Raw genomic sequence first — 15,899 nt, 5'->3', positions numbered from 1 at the left:
GATCTCCTGGTTATTTTTTTGGCGGTAATGCGATCACTCGGCCGACGTAGGCGGGGGCGGGCAGGTCGGTCTGTTCGGCGACGATGGCTTGCAGTTTGCCCAGGGTATCTTCGTTGAATGGTGTAGAGCGCGGCCCGGCGAGGTCGACGTGCAGCAGCATTTGTTCATTACCCGCGAGCTCTTGGTCGTCACCGACCCGATGCAGGCTGTGATAGAGGTGCAGGCGTTTGCTGTCGTGGGCGATGATTTGTGTGTGCACCTCGACCTCGGCGTCGAGCTTCACCTCGTGCAGGTAATTGAGGTGCAGTTCGAGGGTGAACAGCGAGTGGCCGCTGGCTTCGCGGTTGTTGCTGTCCATGCCGAGGCGATCCATCAGGGCGTCGGTGGCGTAGCTGAAAATCAGCAGGTAGAAAGCGTCGCGCAGGTGGCCGTTGTAGTCGACCCAGTCGGGGATGATTTTGGTTTGGTAGCTGGTGAGGGTGGGCATGATGGCTGATCCAGAACAGATTGTGATTGGAATGCCGTCATCGCCAGCAGGCTGGCTCCCACATTGGACTGCATTCTCCTGTGGGAGCCAGCCTGCTGGCGATGGGGCCAGTCCTGATAGTCGATTAATCGCTGAACGCCATCCCATGCTTCTCTTTGGTGGTCTTCACCGCCTCTAGCACGGCCAGCAGGCAGTCATCACGATAGCGCTCCAGCGCCGAAATGCTGTGTTTGCCCAACTGATCGCTGGTGCCGTCCACCACATCGTCGATCAACTTGTCGGTCAGCTCCGGCGCCGGCAGGTAAGTCCACGGCAACTGCAAGGCCGGGCCGAACTGGGCCATGAAGTGGCGCATGCCCGCGTCGCCGCCGGCGAGCGTGTAGGTCAGGAACGTGCCCATGAACGACCAGCGCAAACCGGCGCCAAAACGGATCGCGTCATCGATTTCGCCGGTGGTCGCCACGCCGTCGTTGACCAGATGCAACGCCTCGCGCCACAGCGCTTCGAGTAGACGGTCGGCGATAAACCCCGGTACTTCCTTGCGCACATGCAGCGGGCGCATGCCGAGGGATTCGTAGACTTTCATCGCCGCTTGAACGGCTTCGGGAGCGGTGTTTTTTCCGCCGACCACTTCCACCAGCGGCAACAGGTAAACCGGGTTGAACGGGTGTCCGACTACGCAGCGTTGCGGGTGCGTCGAACTCTCGTAGAACTCGCTTGGCAACAGGCCGGAGGTGCTGGAGCCGATCAATGCATTCGGCTTGGCTGCGGCGCTGATTTTGCTGTGCAGTTCCAGTTTCAGTTCCAAGCGTTCGGGGGCGCTTTCCTGGATGAAGTCAGCGTCGCGAACGCATTCTTCGATAGTCGGGACAAAGCGCAGGCGATCTTGTGACGCACCGGGTGCCAGGCCCTGTTTCTCCAAAGCACCCCAGGCATTGGCGACGCGCTTGCGCAGGGCAGCTTCAGCGCCGGGCGCCGGGTCCCAAGCGACTACGTCCAGGCCATGGGCGAGGGCGCGGGACACCCAGCCGCTGCCGATGACACCGCTGCCCAGGGCTGCGAAGGTTTTGATTTCGGTAATGAAGCTCATGGCGACTTCCTGAATAAGTATGAAGACCCTGTGGGAGCGGGCTTGTGTGGCGAGGGGGCTTGCCCCCGTTGGGTCGCGAAGCGGCCCTAAAAGCTTTACGACTGCTTCGCAGCCGAACGGGGCGATGCGGCGTTCCGACACGCCCCTCGCCACACAAACTCGCTCCTACAGTGGTTTTTGTGAGGTTTTAGCCGCGCTGGGTCAGGCCCATTTTCTTGCGGCCTTCAGCCGGGGTCAGCACACGAGCGTCGAGGCGGCTGAGGATTTGCGTGGCACGCTCGACCAACTGGCCGTTGGTCGCCAACACACCCTTGTCCAGCCACAGGTTGTCTTCCAGTCCGACCCTTACGTTGCCACCGAGCAGCACCGCTTGCGCAGCCATCGGCATTTGCATGCGGCCGATGCCGAAACCGGCCCAGACGGCGTCTGCGGGCAGGTTGTCGACCATGGCTTTCATGGTGGTGGTGTCGGCCGGCGCGCCCCACGGGATGCCCAGGCACAGTTGGAACAGCGGATTGTCGAGCAGGCCTTCCTTGATCATCTGTTTGGCGAACCACAGGTGACCGGTGTCGAAGATTTCCAACTCGGCCTTCACGCCCAGCTCCTGGATGCGCTTGGCGCCAGCACGCAGCTGCGCCGGGGTGGAGACGTAAATGGTGTCGCCATCGCCGAAGTTCAGGGTGCCGCAATCGAGGGTACAGATTTCCGGCAGCAGTTCTTCGATATGAGCCAGGCGGGTCAGCGGGCCGACCAGGTCAGTGTTGGGGCCGAACTCCATCGGGTTCTCGCCAGCGCCGATTTCCAGGTCACCACCCATACCGGCGGTGAGGTTGACGATGATGTCGACATCGGCCTCGCGAATGCGCTCCATCACTTCGCGGTACAGCGCGACATCGCGGCTGAATTTGCCGGTTTGAGGGTCGCGAACGTGGCAATGAACCACGGTGGCGCCGGCCTTCGCGGCTTCCACGGCGGCTGCGGCGATCTGTTTCGGGGTGACCGGCACGTGTGGGCTCTTGGCGGTCGTGTCGCCAGCACCGGTGAGTGCGCAGGTGATGATGACGTCGTGGTTCATTTGGCGGTTCCTTACAAGCGAGTGCGTATTAGGTAAAAGGCTGGGTGTGACGAACCCGTCCGCAGCCCGCGCGGGCTGCGAATCGGTGACTCAACAGGATTTATTTGCTGGTCAGTTGCAGGTTTTCAGCGGCCGGCTTGCCATCGAAGGTGGTCACGCCTTGCAGCCAGCGCTCCTTGTCTTGCGGGTGATCCTTGAGCCATTGTCTGGCGGACTCGAAGGCGTCCTTGTGATCCAGCAACGGCTGCATCATCCGGCTCTCGTCTGCGGCGGTGAATGTCAGGTTGCTCAGCAGGCGACCGATGTTCGGGCATTGTTCGGCGTACTTGGGCGCGGTGACGGTCCATACGGTGGCCATGCCTTCGTTCGGACCGAGCGCGTCGTCGCTGCCGGTGAGGTAGGTCATCTTGATGTTCACGTTCATCGGGTGCGGTGCCCAGCCGAAGAACACCACGGCTTCGTTGCGCCGCACGGCGCGGTCCACGGCGGAGAGCATGCCGGCTTCACTGGACTCCACCAGCTGGAACTTGCCGAGGCCGAACTGGTTCTTGGTGATCATCGCCTTGATCTGTGTATTGGCGCCTGAACCTGGTTCGATGCCGTAGATTTTGCCGCCCAGTTCTTTTTCGAATTTGGCGATGTCAGCAAAGGTTTTCAGACCCTTGTCGGCGAGGTAAGTGGGTACGGCGAGGGTGGCGCGGGCATCTTTCAGGCTTGGGGCTTGAAGTACCTTGACCTGGTTGGCGTCGACGAACGGGGTGATGGTCTGGGTCATCAGCGGGTTCCAGTACCCCAGGAACAGGTCCAGACGCTGATCGCGGATCCCGGCGAAGATGATTTGCTGGGAAGCGCTGGTTTGTTTGGTGTTGTAGCCGAGGCCGTCGAGCAATACCTGGGTCATCGCACTGGTGGCGATCACGTCGGTCCAGTTCACCACACCCATGCGTACTTTCTGGCAAGAGGCGGGTTCGGCGGCCATGACGCTGGCGCTCAGCAAAGCGGTACCACTGAGTGCAAGAACACAGCTGCTGATCAGTCGTTTCATTCTCAGGTTCCTCGGCAGTTCATTATTGTGAGTTCCGGTGTCTGATGCGCCGGTGATGCCAAGTTACGCAGCTATGCGGCCATGAAAGCGCACTGCGGCGACCAGCACTTGCACTGCAGCGACCTGTGCTCTTGAATGCCTGTTGCAAGTGGCGTATCAACGTCCTCACGTTACCCGCCCCCTCGTTACCGGCTAATCGAGTGCGCTCCATGTCCCAGGATTTCTATTTCTTGTTGATGCCGGGTTTCTCGGCCATTGGATTTATCTCGGCCATCGAGCCATTGCGGGTCGCCAATCGCTTTCGTGGCGAGCTCTATCGCTGGCATGTACTGAGCGCCGATGGCGGGGCGGTACTGGCCAGTAACGGCATGTCGGTCAACGCCGATGCGGCACTGGAGCCGCTGAAAAAAGGTGCAACCCTGTTGGTGGTCGCCGGCTTCGAACCTCTGAAATTCGCCACCCCGGCACTGGAACACTGGCTGCGGCGGCTCGACATTGAAGGTGTGACCCTCGGCGCCATCGATACCGGCAGCTTTATCCTCGCCGAAGCCGGGCTGCTTGATGGCTATCGCATGACCCTGCACTGGGAAGCCATCGACGCCTTCAAGGAATCCTATCCACAGCTCAGCGTCACCCAGGAACTGTTCGAGATAGATCGTCGGCGCATCACCTCCGCCGGCGGCACCGCCTCCATTGATTTAATGCTGGACCTGATCGCCCAGGCCCATGGGCCGGATCTGGCGATCCAGGTCAGTGAGCAATTCGTACTTGGCCGCATCCGTCCGCGCAAAGACCACCAGCGTATGCAAATCGCCACGCGCTATGGCATCAGCAACAAGAAACTCGTGCACGTGATCGGCGAGATGGAACAGCACAGCGAGCCGCCGCTGAGTACGCTGGAACTGGCGGAGTTGATCAAGGTGACGCGTCGACAATTGGAGCGATTGTTTCGGTTGCACCTTAACGACACACCGAGCAATTTCTATCTGCGGTTACGGTTGGAAAAAGCGCGGCAGTTGCTGCGGCAGACCGATATGAGCGTGCTGGAGGTGAGCATCGCCTGCGGGTTTGAATCGCCGTCGTATTTCACCCGCAGTTATCGGGCGAAGTATGAGCGGTGTCCGCGGGAAGATCGGCGCACCGCAAAAGCATAGACACCTGGGAACCCTGTGGGAGCGGGCTTGCTCGCGAAAGCGGTGTGTCATCAACAATGATGGCGACTGACACTGCGCCTTCGCGAGCAAGCCCGCTCCCACAATTTGATCTGTTTTTGCGGTTATTTCTTCAGCAACGCCGAACACGCCGCCTTGTAAGCCTCATGCTGATACTTGTTCAGCGTCGCCGGAGGCTCAAACCCGTGCTTCTTGGCCTGGGCATTGATCGTCTGTGGTGACAACAACGTCACTTCGCAACTCTCCAGCAACTGGAAAACGCCCTCGATCTTGAACGTGGTTGGCCCACCGGCGAACTCGCCTTTCTTGCTGCGCTTCTTGATCGCAATGCGGTCAATGGAATTCTCCCGGACAAAGGAGGCAACCTGGGCCGCGAAGAGTTTGACGTTGGCGGCGTCGTCGTCATCCTCCAGGGCGATCTTTTTGGTGGCGAGCGCAAGGTGGCTCAACGCCGAACCGTCGAGGGCGGCCACGGCGATAATCGCTTCACTGCCTTTGATTTCGATGCCGCAGACTTTCATGTTGAATCCCTTTAATGGCTGATGGCGTGCAGCTTACAGCTCAAGTTGACTGGCGTTGATGCCGAAAGCCGCAGCTATTTTTTCGCGGGTTGCCCTGCGTGGCTTTGCGACCGTCTCTTGCTGAGCGAAAGCCGGTTGGGAAATGCCCATACGTTTGGCCACCTCATCCTGTGTAAGGTTCAGGTGTTCGCGCCATGCTCGAATAGGCGTGGCGCCATCGACCATTCGACTGACCACATCATGAGGGATCAGGTCGGACTCTACCTTTTGCGCTACATACTGCGCATAGGGAATGACCACGAATGCGGGGTTGCCGTGTTCATCATTGATGATTTGAACGTCAGTAGGTGCGTTCATCGCGTTTTTTGACCTCTTGAATACTGACCACTTTGATTGCGCCATCCCAGTCAAACATCACCCGATAATTGCCGACGCGTAACCGGTAAGCGTAATCATGACCAACCAGAGCTTTGACTTAAGCCACATCTGGCATGTCGGTTAGCGCCGTGATGGCATCACGAACCTGAATCTGGTGAACGGAATGCAATCTCAAGAGTTGCTTAACGGCCTTTCGAGTCCAGTGGATGCTGTTCATGGAATAATATAAGTCTTTTATAAGATATGCGAATTTTCACTTATATTTCTCAGCCGGCCAACACATGAAATTTTTCGGGATATTGCGAGCAAAGCGCGCCGAACGGCGAACTCAAACCGCAGTAGACGACTTTTCAGAAGGCGCTGTGGGAAAGTAATGTTCTGAAGTTGAAAGCTGGTCGGCAATACCAGCTTTCGACGGACAATGCGGGACTACTCCTGCCCAATCGACTCCAGAAACTCCGACCGCTCATCGCTCATTCGCGCGATGCAATCGTTCTGCGCAATGGTGTACGCCTTGCTGCCAGCTGCTGCTGGAAAGGCTTCCACGTCGCAGTCGGCGTCGCGGGTTTTCAGCCATTGTTGCTGGGCGGCCTTGATCCTGGCGGTGATGTCGGCCAATTGCGACGGGTTCTTGCCGTAGAGCGACTGCATGCGCTCGGTCAGGCTCTGGTAGTTGTCTTTGAGCAGATCTTCGGCGGTGGTTTTGCTGAAAGCCGAACATTCCATGGTCTGGATGTCGTTTTCGACCTTGTCGCAGGGGGTATCCTCAGACTCCTCTGCCGCGTGTACGCCGGTCGCAATGAGTGCCAAAGCCAGGAAGATCGATTTCATTCGTCGCCGCCCCAAATTTCAGTAGTTTGGCGAATTCTGGCCCAAGCCGCAGGCGTTGAACAGGGCGACGATTGTGTCCTGTATTGGCCCTTTGTCGTGGATTGACGCTTTCGGCAATTCCCCTGTCGTTTTTGCACCCGGCTGCCGAGTCACCGAGGCATATGCTGGCCCCAAAGCGCCGGCAGACGATTCGGCGCATGAATCGCTAATAAGGGGACAGCCTGATGAGCCCAGCCGAATTGCACGCCGACAGCATCGTTATCGACGGGCTGATTATTGCCAAGTGGAACCGTGAGCTGTTCGAAGACATGCGCAAGGGCGGCCTGACTGCGGCCAACTGCACCGTGTCGGTGTGGGAGGGCTTCCAGGCCACCGTCAATAACATCGCCGCCAGCCAGAAGCTGATCCGCGAAAACAGCGATCTGGTGATGCCGGTGCGCACCACCGCCGACATCCGCAAGGCCAAGGAGCAGGGCAAGACCGGCATCCTTTTCGGCTTCCAGAATGCCCATGCCTTCGAAGACCAGATCGGCTACGTCGAGGTGTTCAAGCAGCTCGGCGTGGGTATCGTGCAGATGTGCTACAACACCCAGAACCTGGTGGGCACCGGTTGCTACGAGCGTGATGGCGGTCTGTCGGGCTTCGGTCGGGAAATCGTCGCCGAGATGAACCGCGTCGGTGTGATGTGCGATTTGTCCCACGTCGGTTCCAAGACCTCCGAGGAAGTCATCCTCGAATCGAAAAAGCCGGTGTGCTATTCCCACTGCCTGCCGTCGGGGCTCAAGGAGCACCCGCGCAACAAGTCCGATGAAGAACTCAAGTTCATTGCCGACCACGGAGGCTTTGTCGGCGTGACCATGTTCGCGCCGTTCCTCGCCAAGGGCATCGATTCGACCATCGACGACTACGCCGAAGCCATCGAATACGTGATGAACATCGTTGGCGAAGACGCCATCGGCATCGGCACCGATTTCACCCAGGGCCACGGCCAGGACTTCTTCGAGTACCTGACCCACGACAAGGGCTACGCCCGCCGCCTGACCAGCTTCGGCAAGATCATCAACCCGCTGGGCATCCGCACCGTCGGCGAGTTCCCGAACCTGACCGAAACCCTGCTCAAGCGCGGCCATCCCGAACGCGTGGTACGCAAGATCATGGGCGAGAACTGGGTCAACGTCCTCAAAGACGTTTGGGGCGAATAACGCTTACCTGAGACCGCCGCCGATCTGCCCCCTCTCCCATTGGAAGAGGGTTGGGGTGAGGGCTGCGGCCAACACGAATCTAAAATTTTTCTGGAGTTGAGTTTCCATGGCCAAGATCGCCCCGCAATTGCCAATCGAAGTCGACAGCGAAACCGGTGTCTGGACTTCCGACGCCCTGCCGATGCTGTATGTGCCGCGCCATTTCTTCGTCAACAACCACATGGGCATCGAGGAAGTGCTGGGCGCTGACGCCTACGCCGAGATCCTCTACAAGGCCGGCTACAAATCCGCCTGGCACTGGTGTGAAAAAGAAGCTGAATGCCACGGCCTGGAAGGCGTCGCGGTATTCGAGCACTACATGAAACGCCTGTCGCAACGCGGCTGGGGCCTGTTCAAGATCCAGGACATCGACCTCGACAAAGGTACTGCAAGCGTCAAACTCGAACACTCGGCGTTCGTCTACGTGTACGGCAAGGTCGGGCGCAAGGTCGACTACATGTTCACCGGCTGGTTTGCCGGCGCGATGGACCAGATCCTCGCCGCTCGCGGCAGCAAGATCCGCACCGTGGCCGAGCAAGTCTACGGTGGCTCCGAAGAGGGCCACGAAGACGGCTTGTTCACCGTCAAGCCGTTGTAAGTCGAGGAACCCGCCATGGCTTTCGAAGCAATGTTCCAGCCGATCCAGATCGGCAAACTGACCATCCGCAACCGTGTGCTCAGCACCGCGCACGCCGAGGTCTACGCGACCGACGGCGGCATGACCACCGACCGGTACGTCAAGTATTACGAAGAGAAGGCCAAGGGCGGGATCGGCCTGGCGATCTGCGGCGGTTCGTCCGTGGTGGCGATCGACAGCCCGCAGGAATGGTGGAGTTCGGTCAACCTGTCCACCGACCGTATCATTCCGCACTTCCAGAATCTTGCCGACGCCATGCACAAGCACGGCGCCAAGATCATGATCCAGATTACCCACATGGGCCGTCGCTCGCGCTGGGACGGCTTCAACTGGCCGACCCTGATGTCGCCATCGGGCGTGCGCGAGCCAGTGCACCGTGCCACCTGCAAGACCATCGAGCCGGAAGAGATCTGGCGGGTGATCGGCAACTACGCGCAGGCTGCGCGCCGCGCCAAGGCCGGTGGTCTGGACGGCGTTGAACTGTCGGCGGTGCACCAGCACATGATCGACCAGTTCTGGAGCCCACGGGTCAACAAGCGCACCGACGAATGGGGCGGCACCTTTGAAGGCCGGATGAAGTTCGGTCTGGAAGTCTTGAAAGCGGTGCGCGCCGAGGTCGGTGACGATTTCTGCGTGGGCATGCGTATCTGCGGTGACGAGTTCCACCCGGACGGTCTGTCCCACGAGGACATGAAGCAGATCGCCAAGTATTACGACGACACCGGCATGCTCGATTTCATCGGCGTCGTGGGCTCGGGTTGCGACACCCACAACACCCTGGCCAACGTGATTCCGAACATGAGTTATCCACCGGAGCCGTTCCTGCACCTGGCCGCCGGCATTAAGGAAGTGGTCAAGGTTCCGGTGCTGCATGCGCAGAACATCAAGGACCCGAACCAGGCCACGCGGATTCTGGAGGGCGGTTACGTCGACATGGTCGGCATGACCCGCGCGCACATTGCCGACCCGCACCTGATCGCCAAGATCAAGATGGGCCAGATCGACCAGATCAAGCAGTGCGTCGGCGCCAACTACTGCATCGACCGTCAGTATCAAGGTCTGGATGTGCTGTGCATCCAGAACGCCGCGACGTCCCGTGAATACATGGGCGTGCCGCACATCATTGAGAAAACCACCGGCGTGAAGCGCAAAGTGGTGGTCGTGGGTGCCGGTCCTGCGGGGATGGAAGCGGCTCGCGTCGCTGCCGAACGTGGCCACGAGGTGACGCTGTTCGAGAAGAAAGAATTCATTGGCGGGCAGATCACCACCGCATCGAAAGCCCCGCAACGGGATCAGATCGCCGGTATCACCCGCTGGTATCAACTGGAACTGGCGCGGTTGAAAGTCGACCTGCGCCTGGGCACCGCGGCTGACGCACCAACCATTATGGACCTGCGTCCGGATGTGGTTGTGCTGGCTGTCGGCGGTCACCCGTTCATCGAGCAGAACGAGCACTGGGGCGCGGCTGAAGGCCTGGTGGTCAGCAGCTGGGACATCCTCGACGGCAAGGTTGCGCCGGGCAAGAACGTGCTGGTCTACGACACCATTTGCGAATTCACCGGCATGTCGACCGCCGACTTCATCGCCGACAAGGGCAGCCAGGTTGAGATCGTCACCGACGACATCAAGCCGGGTGTGGCCATCGGTGGTACGTCGTTCCCGACCTACTACCGCAGCATGTACCCCAAAGAAGTGATCATGACCGGCGACATGATGCTGGAGAAGGTCTATCGCGAAGGCGACAAGCTCGTAGCGGTGCTGGAAAACGAGTACACCGGCGCCAAAGAGGAGAGGGTGGTTGACCAGGTGGTCGTGGAAAACGGCGTGCGTCCGGACGAGGAAATTTACTACGCGCTGAAGGAAGGCTCGCGCAACAAAGGCCAGATCGACGTCGAGGCCTTGTTCGCGATCAAGCCGCAACCTTGTCTGGAACAGAGCGGTGACGGTTACCTGCTGTTCCGCATCGGCGACTGCGTGGCCCAGCGTAACGTGCACGCGGCGATCTACGACGCGCTGCGGCTGTGCAAGGATTTCTAACGACATCACCACCATCACCTGTGGCGAGGGGGCTTGCCCCCGTTGGGCTGCGAAGCGGCCCCAATTCAACCAATGCGGTCTGTCGGGAAAATGCATTGGGCGGATTTACGACTGCTTTGCAGCCGAACGGGGGCAAGCCCCCTCGCCACAAGTAGGTGCATAGCCTTCATCGGCACGCACATGAATCCTTGCAAGACCCCGAGGTCTTTGGGAGCAACACCTATGTTGAACACCCTTCTTCCAATCCTGCTGTTCGCTGCCCTGGGCCTCGCGGTTCTGGGTGCGTTGCGGCGGGTGGCCATGTGGCGCCGGGGCCGGGCCTCGAAGGTCGACCTGATCGGCGGCCTGTTCGCCATGCCCAAACGCTACATGGTCGACCTGCACCATGTGGTGGCGCGGGATAAATACATCGCCAACACCCACGTGGCCACGGCCGGTGGTGCGGTGGCTTCGGTCGTGCTGGCGATTTTGGTCCACGGTTTCGGCCTCCATAACCGATTCCTCGGCTATGCGCTTCTGCTGATGTCGGCGGTAATGTTCGTTGGCGCGATCTTCGTTTGTCTGCGCCGTCGCAACCCGCCATCGCGTCTGTCCAAAGGTCCGTGGATGCGCCTGCCGAAAAGCCTGCTGGCGTTCTCGGCGTCGTTCTTTCTAGTGACACTGCCTGTGGCCGGGATCCTGCCGGAGAACTTCGGTGGCTGGCTGTTGGCGGCAGTTCTCGGAGTCGGCGTGTTGTGGGGCGTTTCGGAACTGTTCTTCGGCATGACTTGGGGTGGGCCGATGAAGCATGCCTTTGCCGGTGCCCTGCACCTGGCGTGGCACCGTCGGGCCGAGCGCTTCGGTGGCGGTCGTTCCACCGGTCTCAAACCTCTGGACTTGAACGACCTGAGCGCGCCACTGGGCGTGGAAAAACCCAAGGATTTCACCTGGAACCAGTTGCTCGGCTTCGACGCCTGCGTGCAGTGCGGTAAGTGCGAAGCGGCGTGCCCGGCCTTCGCCGCCGGTCAGCCGCTGAACCCGAAAAAACTGATTCAGGACATGGTCGTCGGCCTGGCCGGCGGCACCGATGCGAAGTTCGCCGGCAGCCCTTATCCCGGCAAATCGATTGGTGAGCACGCCGGTAATCCGCATCAACCGATCGTCAACGGTCTGGTGGACGCCGAAACCCTGTGGTCCTGCACCACCTGCCGTGCCTGCGTCGAGGAATGCCCGATGATGATCGAGCACGTCGATGCCATCGTCGACATGCGTCGCCATTTGACTCTGGAAAAAGGTGCCACGCCGAACAAGGGCGCCGAAGTCCTGGAAAACCTGATCGCCACCGACAACCCGGGCGGTTTTGCGCCAGGCGGGCGGATGAACTGGGCGGCAGATCTGAACCTCAATCTGCTCAGCGAAAAGAAATCCACCGACGTGCTGTTCTGGGTTGGCGACGGCGCCTTCGACATGCGCAACCAGCGCACCCTGCGCGCCTTCGTCAAAGTGCTGAAAGCAGCGAAAATCGACTTCGCCGTGCTCGGCCTCGAAGAGCGCGACAGTGGCGACGTGGCCCGACGTCTAGGCGACGAGGCGACCTTCCAGTTGCTGGCCAAACGCAACATCCAGACCCTGGCCAAATACAGCTTCAACCGCATCGTTACCTGCGATCCACATAGCTTCCACGTGCTGAAAAACGAATACGGCGCCTTCGATGGCAACTACCTGGTGCAGCACCACAGCACCTACATGGCGGAAATCATCGGCGCCGGCGCGCTGAACCTCGGCCAGCACAAGGGCGACAGCGTGACCTATCACGACCCGTGCTACCTCGGCCGCTACAACGGCGAATACGAGGCGCCGCGCCAGGTCCTGCGCGCCCTTGGTATCGAAGTGAAAGAGATGCAACGCTCCGGCTTCCGTTCACGTTGCTGCGGCGGTGGCGGCGGTGCGCCGATCACTGACATTCCGGGAAAACAGCGTATCCCCGACATGCGCATGGAGGACATCCGCGAGACGGGCGCCGAACTGGTGGCCGTGGGCTGCCCACAATGCACCGCGATGCTTGAAGGCGTGGTCGAGCCTCGACCGTTGATCAAGGACATTGCCGAACTGGTGGCCGACGCGTTGCTTGAAGACCAGGCACCGAGCAAGCCTGCCATACCGGCGCAACGTGAACCTGCGGAGGTGCATTGATGAGCGACATTATCCGCCGCGACCCCCGTGCCGAATGGATTGCACGCAATCGCCTGCACCCGCTGCACGCGGCCATGCAGACTGCGCAACATAGCTGGATGGGACCTAACGGCGTCATCCGCAAGAACCCCCACGGCATCGGCTTCCTCGGTCCCAACGGGATCAAGCGCATCGACCGCAGCGGCGCGCAGCAGGGCGGGGCGACCAAGCGCACGGCCGCCGTTGAAGTGCAGTTGCCGCTGCATCAGGTGCCTGCACCGGCGTTCTACATCAGCGTGGTGCCGGACATGGTCGGCGGCCGCTTGAGCAGCCACGACCGCGACTTGCTCGGCCTGGCGCATCAATTGGCGGGCAAGGACGGCGCGGTATTGGCCGTGGTCTTCGGCGAGCACAAAGAGAATACCTTCGCTACAGCTGGCGTCGATCGCTTGCTGGTGCTCGAAGGCGACGAGTTCAGCGGTTATGCACCGGAACAACGGGTCCAGGGCCTGCGGGCTGTGGATAACCAGTTCAGCCCACGTCATTGGTTGCTGCCGGACAGTCGCACCGGTGGCGGAGAACTGGGTCGACGCTTTGCCGCCGCACTGGGCGAACGCCCGGCCACGCGGGTCTGGCAGGTCAAGGATCAGGAGTGCATCGGTCGCGCCGGTGCCGGTTTGCAAGACCTCGCTCGCCCGGTCGCACGGCTGATCCTGGCGGCTGCTGAATGTGCCGAACCGGTCAGCGAAACCCGTCACGAAGCCTTGCCGGTGGAGTTATCCACAACCGTTGCCCGCAGTCTCTCGCGCATCGAGGATTTGGGCGCGGTGGCGGTGGACCCGGCAGCGATTCCAATGGCCGAAGCGGAATTCATTTTCTCCGGGGGCAACGGGGTCAAGGATTGGGGACTTTTCCACAGGACCGCCGAAGCATTGGGCGCCACCGAAGGCGCGTCCCGGGTGGCGGTGGACGACGGCTTCATGGCCCGCGACCGCCAGGTCGGAGCGTCCGGCACCTGGGTCACCGCACGGGTATACGTGGCGGTGGGGATCTCCGGGGCGATCCAGCACCTGCAGGGCATCGGTGCCTGCGACAAGGTGGTGGCGATCAACCTCGACCCGGGCTGCGACATGATCAAACGGGCCGACCTGTCGGTGATCGGCGAGAGCGCCGGGATTCTTCAAGCCTTGATCGCGGCGGTAGAGGCCTACCGCAACGACGCCAAGCGCGATGCGGCTTAAGGGAAGGAAGGGGTTATGAGTACGAAAATCATCAGCCTGGTGTCCATCGGCGCCCACCCGACTTCCGGTCGGCCACGTCGCGCGGAACAGGATGCGCGGGCGGTGGAACTGGGTTTGCAGCTGGCTGGGGATAACTTGCAGGTACTGCATGCCGGCGATATCGCGGAGCCTGCGTTGCGTGCTTATCTGGGCATGGGGCTGGAGCAATTGCATGTGCTGGAACAACCGGAAGGCGCCGATGCGCTGCCGGCGCTCACCGCGTATTTGCGTGATGCCGGGGCCCAGGTGGTGCTGACCGGCAGCCAGGCGGAGACCGGCGAAGGCTCGGGCATGTTGCCGTTCCTGTTGGCCGAAGGTTTGGGCTGGCCGCTGGTGGTAGGGCTGGCGCAGGTCGAGTCGATCGACGGCAACTCGGCGCTGGTGCTGCAAGCCTTGCCCCGTGGTCAGCGCCGTCGCTTGAAAGTGCGCTTGCCATTCCTGGCCACTGTGGATAACGCCGCACCCAAGCCACGGCAAAGTGCCTACGGCCCGGCCCGGCGGGGCGTGCTGAAGGCGCAGGACGTTGAAGTGATCGACGACGAGCTGCTTGCAGTCGCCAACCTGCAACCGGCCAAGCCACGGCCTAAACGCTTGAAAGTGATCAAGGCCAAGAGCGGCGCCGACCGGATGAAGGCTGCAACGGCCAAGGCCAGCGGCGGCGGTGGGCAAGTGCTCAAGGGTGTGACTGCGCAAGCGGGGGCTGAGACGATACTCAAACTGTTGATTGAAGAAGGGGTGATTCGCTGACGGTTAATCCGCGCAGGATCACAATGGCAGTCATTTTTTTCCAGATCCGGGGAAACCCTAGCAGAACTGCTAGTGTCGATTTTGTGGGTGGTTTGTTAGTTTGAGAAACAGAGGCTATCTACTTGCCGTGAGCGCGATAGTGGATGGTTCTGTCCGCGAATCCTGTTTCAGGGCGCGGGTCAACAAGACTGCTCAAGGATCCTCCGATGCCTGCTCCTCATCCACTTCAGAATCAAGGTCCGGTCCGTTCTCGCACAATGGATCCTGCCTTTTCACGAACGCTGTTGCTGGCAACGGACCTGCAACAGAGCATCCTTGCCGAACTAGATCGCAGTGGTCCGAATCGACTCGCTTATAGCCCATATGGTGTGCAAAGCAGCCTGCGCGCGCCTGGTACGCACTTGGGGTTCAACGGACAACTCCGGGAACGGCCAACCGGCTGGTATTACCTGGGTAACGGGTATCGCGTATATAACCCGGTGTTGATGCGATTCCACAGTCCGGATCGGTTGAGTCCGTTTGGTAGGGGTGGAGCCAATGCGTATGCCTATTGTACGGGCGATCCGGTTAACTTCGAGGATCCTACTGGGCAGTATGGGGAAATCATTGCCCGACTCGTTCAACTTACAGCCACCACCGCGCTGCATGCGGGAATAGTGACAACCAACCTGGTGGGAGCCACGGCGCGGGGCTGGCTACTGCACGCTGCACGGATGAGTACGGTGGCATCGTCGACTGCAATTGTCGGCACTGTTGGGCAATTGGCGGGGTTACCTGGCGCCGTTTACATTTCGAACGTAGCTACCACAGTCTCTGCCGCTGCAACTATGGTCCGATATGTTCCAGCAATTGTTAACGGTCTGCGTGCACGTACTTTGTGGGCGACGGTTAGAGGCAACGTTCGCAACCTGGTCAGGGGAACGGCATTTCCGAAATCTGCGGAGGTACCATCCACGTCATTGCCGGGAGGAGCGGCTCCTGCGTCAATCGAGATTCCGATGACTTCCCAAACACATGTTCCGGCTCCAGCGCAGCGGCAGGATGATTTCGCCCAATCCGGGAGTGTCATCAGAGGTAGTTTGAAACGCGAAAATTAATCTGAGCTTTACCTGCGTAGCTCCCTTCCAACTACAGTTTTTTCCAGCCTTTACCCACAATCCCTGTTAATGGAGCTGTGGATAACATGTTCACCCATCTCTACACCTCA

15 protein-coding genes and 1 pseudogene are annotated in these 15,899 nt (G+C 60.2%); 8 read left to right on the top strand and 8 right to left on the bottom strand.

Translation table 11 applies throughout. The annotated features are described in order from the left end of the window. Window positions 1-10: 10 nt before the first annotated feature. From ASE98_RS16185 to ASE98_RS16170, 4 genes are all read right to left on the bottom strand, one after another. Window positions 11-487 (bottom strand): thioesterase family protein, encoded by a 477-nt coding sequence (locus ASE98_RS16185; RefSeq protein ID WP_060542347.1) that lies wholly within the window; start codon window positions 485-487, stop codon window positions 11-13. Between the two features lie 124 nt (window positions 488-611). Beyond that, window positions 612-1,577 carry an L-carnitine dehydrogenase gene (locus ASE98_RS16180; RefSeq protein ID WP_060542346.1) on the bottom strand — a complete coding sequence of 322 codons (966 nt, stop codon included), beginning with the start codon at window positions 1,575-1,577 and terminating at the stop codon, window positions 612-614. A 187-nt stretch (window positions 1,578-1,764) separates the two neighbouring features. Next, on the bottom strand, window positions 1,765-2,652 hold the full coding sequence (locus tag ASE98_RS16175; protein ID WP_060542345.1) for a 3-keto-5-aminohexanoate cleavage protein: 888 nt from the start codon (window positions 2,650-2,652) through the stop codon (window positions 1,765-1,767). Between the two features lie 100 nt (window positions 2,653-2,752). Beyond that, entirely contained in the window at window positions 2,753-3,697 is a 945-nt protein-coding gene (locus tag ASE98_RS16170) for a choline ABC transporter substrate-binding protein (RefSeq protein ID WP_060542344.1), read from the bottom strand. A gap of 209 nt (window positions 3,698-3,906) precedes the next feature. On the opposite strand from ASE98_RS16170, the gene ASE98_RS16165 reads away from it, so the two are divergent. Then, window positions 3,907-4,851, top strand: a complete 945-nt coding sequence (locus ASE98_RS16165; RefSeq protein ID WP_060542343.1) for a GlxA family transcriptional regulator — start codon at window positions 3,907-3,909, stop codon at window positions 4,849-4,851. Between the two features lie 122 nt (window positions 4,852-4,973). Here the strand turns inward: ASE98_RS16165 and ASE98_RS16160 are convergent, their stop codons facing one another. From ASE98_RS16160 to ASE98_RS16150, 4 genes and pseudogenes are all read right to left on the bottom strand, one after another. After that, the gene (locus ASE98_RS16160; RefSeq protein ID WP_060542342.1) at window positions 4,974-5,390 is read right to left on the bottom strand and encodes a DUF3010 family protein; all 417 of its coding nucleotides are present in this window, start codon (window positions 5,388-5,390) and stop codon (window positions 4,974-4,976) included. A gap of 33 nt (window positions 5,391-5,423) precedes the next feature. Then, window positions 5,424-5,747, bottom strand: a complete 324-nt coding sequence (locus ASE98_RS16155) for a helix-turn-helix domain-containing protein (protein ID WP_060542341.1) — start codon at window positions 5,745-5,747, stop codon at window positions 5,424-5,426. Further along, window positions 5,731-5,985, bottom strand: a pseudogene (locus ASE98_RS26040) (type II toxin-antitoxin system RelE family toxin). Before ASE98_RS26040 ends, ASE98_RS16155 begins: the two are co-directional and overlap by 17 nt. 212 nt (window positions 5,986-6,197) lie before the next feature. Then, window positions 6,198-6,599 carry a lysozyme inhibitor LprI family protein gene (locus tag ASE98_RS16150; protein WP_060542340.1) on the bottom strand — a complete coding sequence of 134 codons (402 nt, stop codon included), beginning with the start codon at window positions 6,597-6,599 and terminating at the stop codon, window positions 6,198-6,200. Window positions 6,600-6,823: 224 nt separating this feature from the next. On the opposite strand from ASE98_RS16150, the gene ASE98_RS16145 reads away from it, so the two are divergent. The 7 genes from ASE98_RS16145 to ASE98_RS26030 all read left to right on the top strand — a co-directional run bounded on the left by ASE98_RS16145 (window position 6,824) and on the right by ASE98_RS26030 (window position 15,789). Beyond that, the gene (locus ASE98_RS16145) at window positions 6,824-7,801 is read left to right on the top strand and encodes a dipeptidase (protein ID WP_060542339.1); all 978 of its coding nucleotides are present in this window, start codon (window positions 6,824-6,826) and stop codon (window positions 7,799-7,801) included. A gap of 106 nt (window positions 7,802-7,907) precedes the next feature. Continuing rightward, window positions 7,908-8,438, top strand: a complete 531-nt coding sequence (locus ASE98_RS16140) for a DUF5943 domain-containing protein (protein ID WP_060542338.1) — start codon at window positions 7,908-7,910, stop codon at window positions 8,436-8,438. Window positions 8,439-8,453: 15 nt separating this feature from the next. After that, window positions 8,454-10,514, top strand: a complete 2,061-nt coding sequence (gene dgcA / locus ASE98_RS16135; RefSeq protein WP_060542337.1) for a dimethylglycine demethylation protein DgcA — start codon at window positions 8,454-8,456, stop codon at window positions 10,512-10,514. 222 nt (window positions 10,515-10,736) lie between these two features. Beyond that, window positions 10,737-12,686 carry a dimethylglycine demethylation protein DgcB gene (gene dgcB, locus ASE98_RS16130; protein WP_060542336.1) on the top strand — a complete coding sequence of 650 codons (1,950 nt, stop codon included), beginning with the start codon at window positions 10,737-10,739 and terminating at the stop codon, window positions 12,684-12,686. Further along, on the top strand, window positions 12,686-13,906 hold the full coding sequence (etfA, locus tag ASE98_RS16125) for an electron transfer flavoprotein subunit alpha (protein ID WP_060542335.1): 1,221 nt from the start codon (window positions 12,686-12,688) through the stop codon (window positions 13,904-13,906). The genes dgcB and etfA overlap by 1 nt, the downstream gene beginning before the upstream one ends. Window positions 13,907-13,921: 15 nt before the next feature. After that, window positions 13,922-14,692 (top strand): electron transfer flavoprotein subunit beta, encoded by a 771-nt coding sequence (gene etfB, locus ASE98_RS16120; RefSeq protein ID WP_060542334.1) that lies wholly within the window; start codon window positions 13,922-13,924, stop codon window positions 14,690-14,692. A gap of 143 nt (window positions 14,693-14,835) precedes the next feature. Then, window positions 14,836-15,789 carry an RHS repeat-associated core domain-containing protein gene (locus ASE98_RS26030; RefSeq protein ID WP_082457567.1) on the top strand — a complete coding sequence of 318 codons (954 nt, stop codon included), beginning with the start codon at window positions 14,836-14,838 and terminating at the stop codon, window positions 15,787-15,789. The last annotated feature ends 110 nt before the right edge of the window (window positions 15,790-15,899 follow it).

It is taken from the genome of Pseudomonas sp. Leaf48 (assembly GCF_001421885.1).
Lineage (GTDB): Bacteria > Pseudomonadota > Gammaproteobacteria > Pseudomonadales > Pseudomonadaceae > Aquipseudomonas.
The sequence above is the reverse complement of the archived record's forward strand: the minus strand, read 5'-3'. Positions and strand labels throughout refer to the sequence as shown.

Coding starts and splice junctions, on each gene's coding strand:
- ASE98_RS16185 (WP_060542347.1), bottom strand. CDS start 487: ATGCCCACCCTCACCAGCTACCAAACCAAAATCATCCCCGACTGGGTC.
- ASE98_RS16180 (WP_060542346.1), bottom strand. CDS start 1,577: ATGAGCTTCATTACCGAAATCAAAACCTTCGCAGCCCTGGGCAGCGGT.
- ASE98_RS16175 (WP_060542345.1), bottom strand. CDS start 2,652: ATGAACCACGACGTCATCATCACCTGCGCACTCACCGGTGCTGGCGAC.
- ASE98_RS16170 (WP_060542344.1), bottom strand. CDS start 3,697: ATGAAACGACTGATCAGCAGCTGTGTTCTTGCACTCAGTGGTACCGCT.
- ASE98_RS16165 (WP_060542343.1), top strand. CDS start 3,907: ATGTCCCAGGATTTCTATTTCTTGTTGATGCCGGGTTTCTCGGCCATT.
- ASE98_RS16160 (WP_060542342.1), bottom strand. CDS start 5,390: ATGAAAGTCTGCGGCATCGAAATCAAAGGCAGTGAAGCGATTATCGCC.
- ASE98_RS16155 (WP_060542341.1), bottom strand. CDS start 5,747: ATGAACGCACCTACTGACGTTCAAATCATCAATGATGAACACGGCAAC.
- ASE98_RS16150 (WP_060542340.1), bottom strand. CDS start 6,599: ATGAAATCGATCTTCCTGGCTTTGGCACTCATTGCGACCGGCGTACAC.
- ASE98_RS16145 (WP_060542339.1), top strand. CDS start 6,824: ATGAGCCCAGCCGAATTGCACGCCGACAGCATCGTTATCGACGGGCTG.
- ASE98_RS16140 (WP_060542338.1), top strand. CDS start 7,908: ATGGCCAAGATCGCCCCGCAATTGCCAATCGAAGTCGACAGCGAAACC.
- dgcA (WP_060542337.1), top strand. CDS start 8,454: ATGGCTTTCGAAGCAATGTTCCAGCCGATCCAGATCGGCAAACTGACC.
- dgcB (WP_060542336.1), top strand. CDS start 10,737: ATGTTGAACACCCTTCTTCCAATCCTGCTGTTCGCTGCCCTGGGCCTC.
- etfA (WP_060542335.1), top strand. CDS start 12,686: ATGAGCGACATTATCCGCCGCGACCCCCGTGCCGAATGGATTGCACGC.
- etfB (WP_060542334.1), top strand. CDS start 13,922: ATGAGTACGAAAATCATCAGCCTGGTGTCCATCGGCGCCCACCCGACT.
- ASE98_RS26030 (WP_082457567.1), top strand. CDS start 14,836: ATGGTTCTGTCCGCGAATCCTGTTTCAGGGCGCGGGTCAACAAGACTG.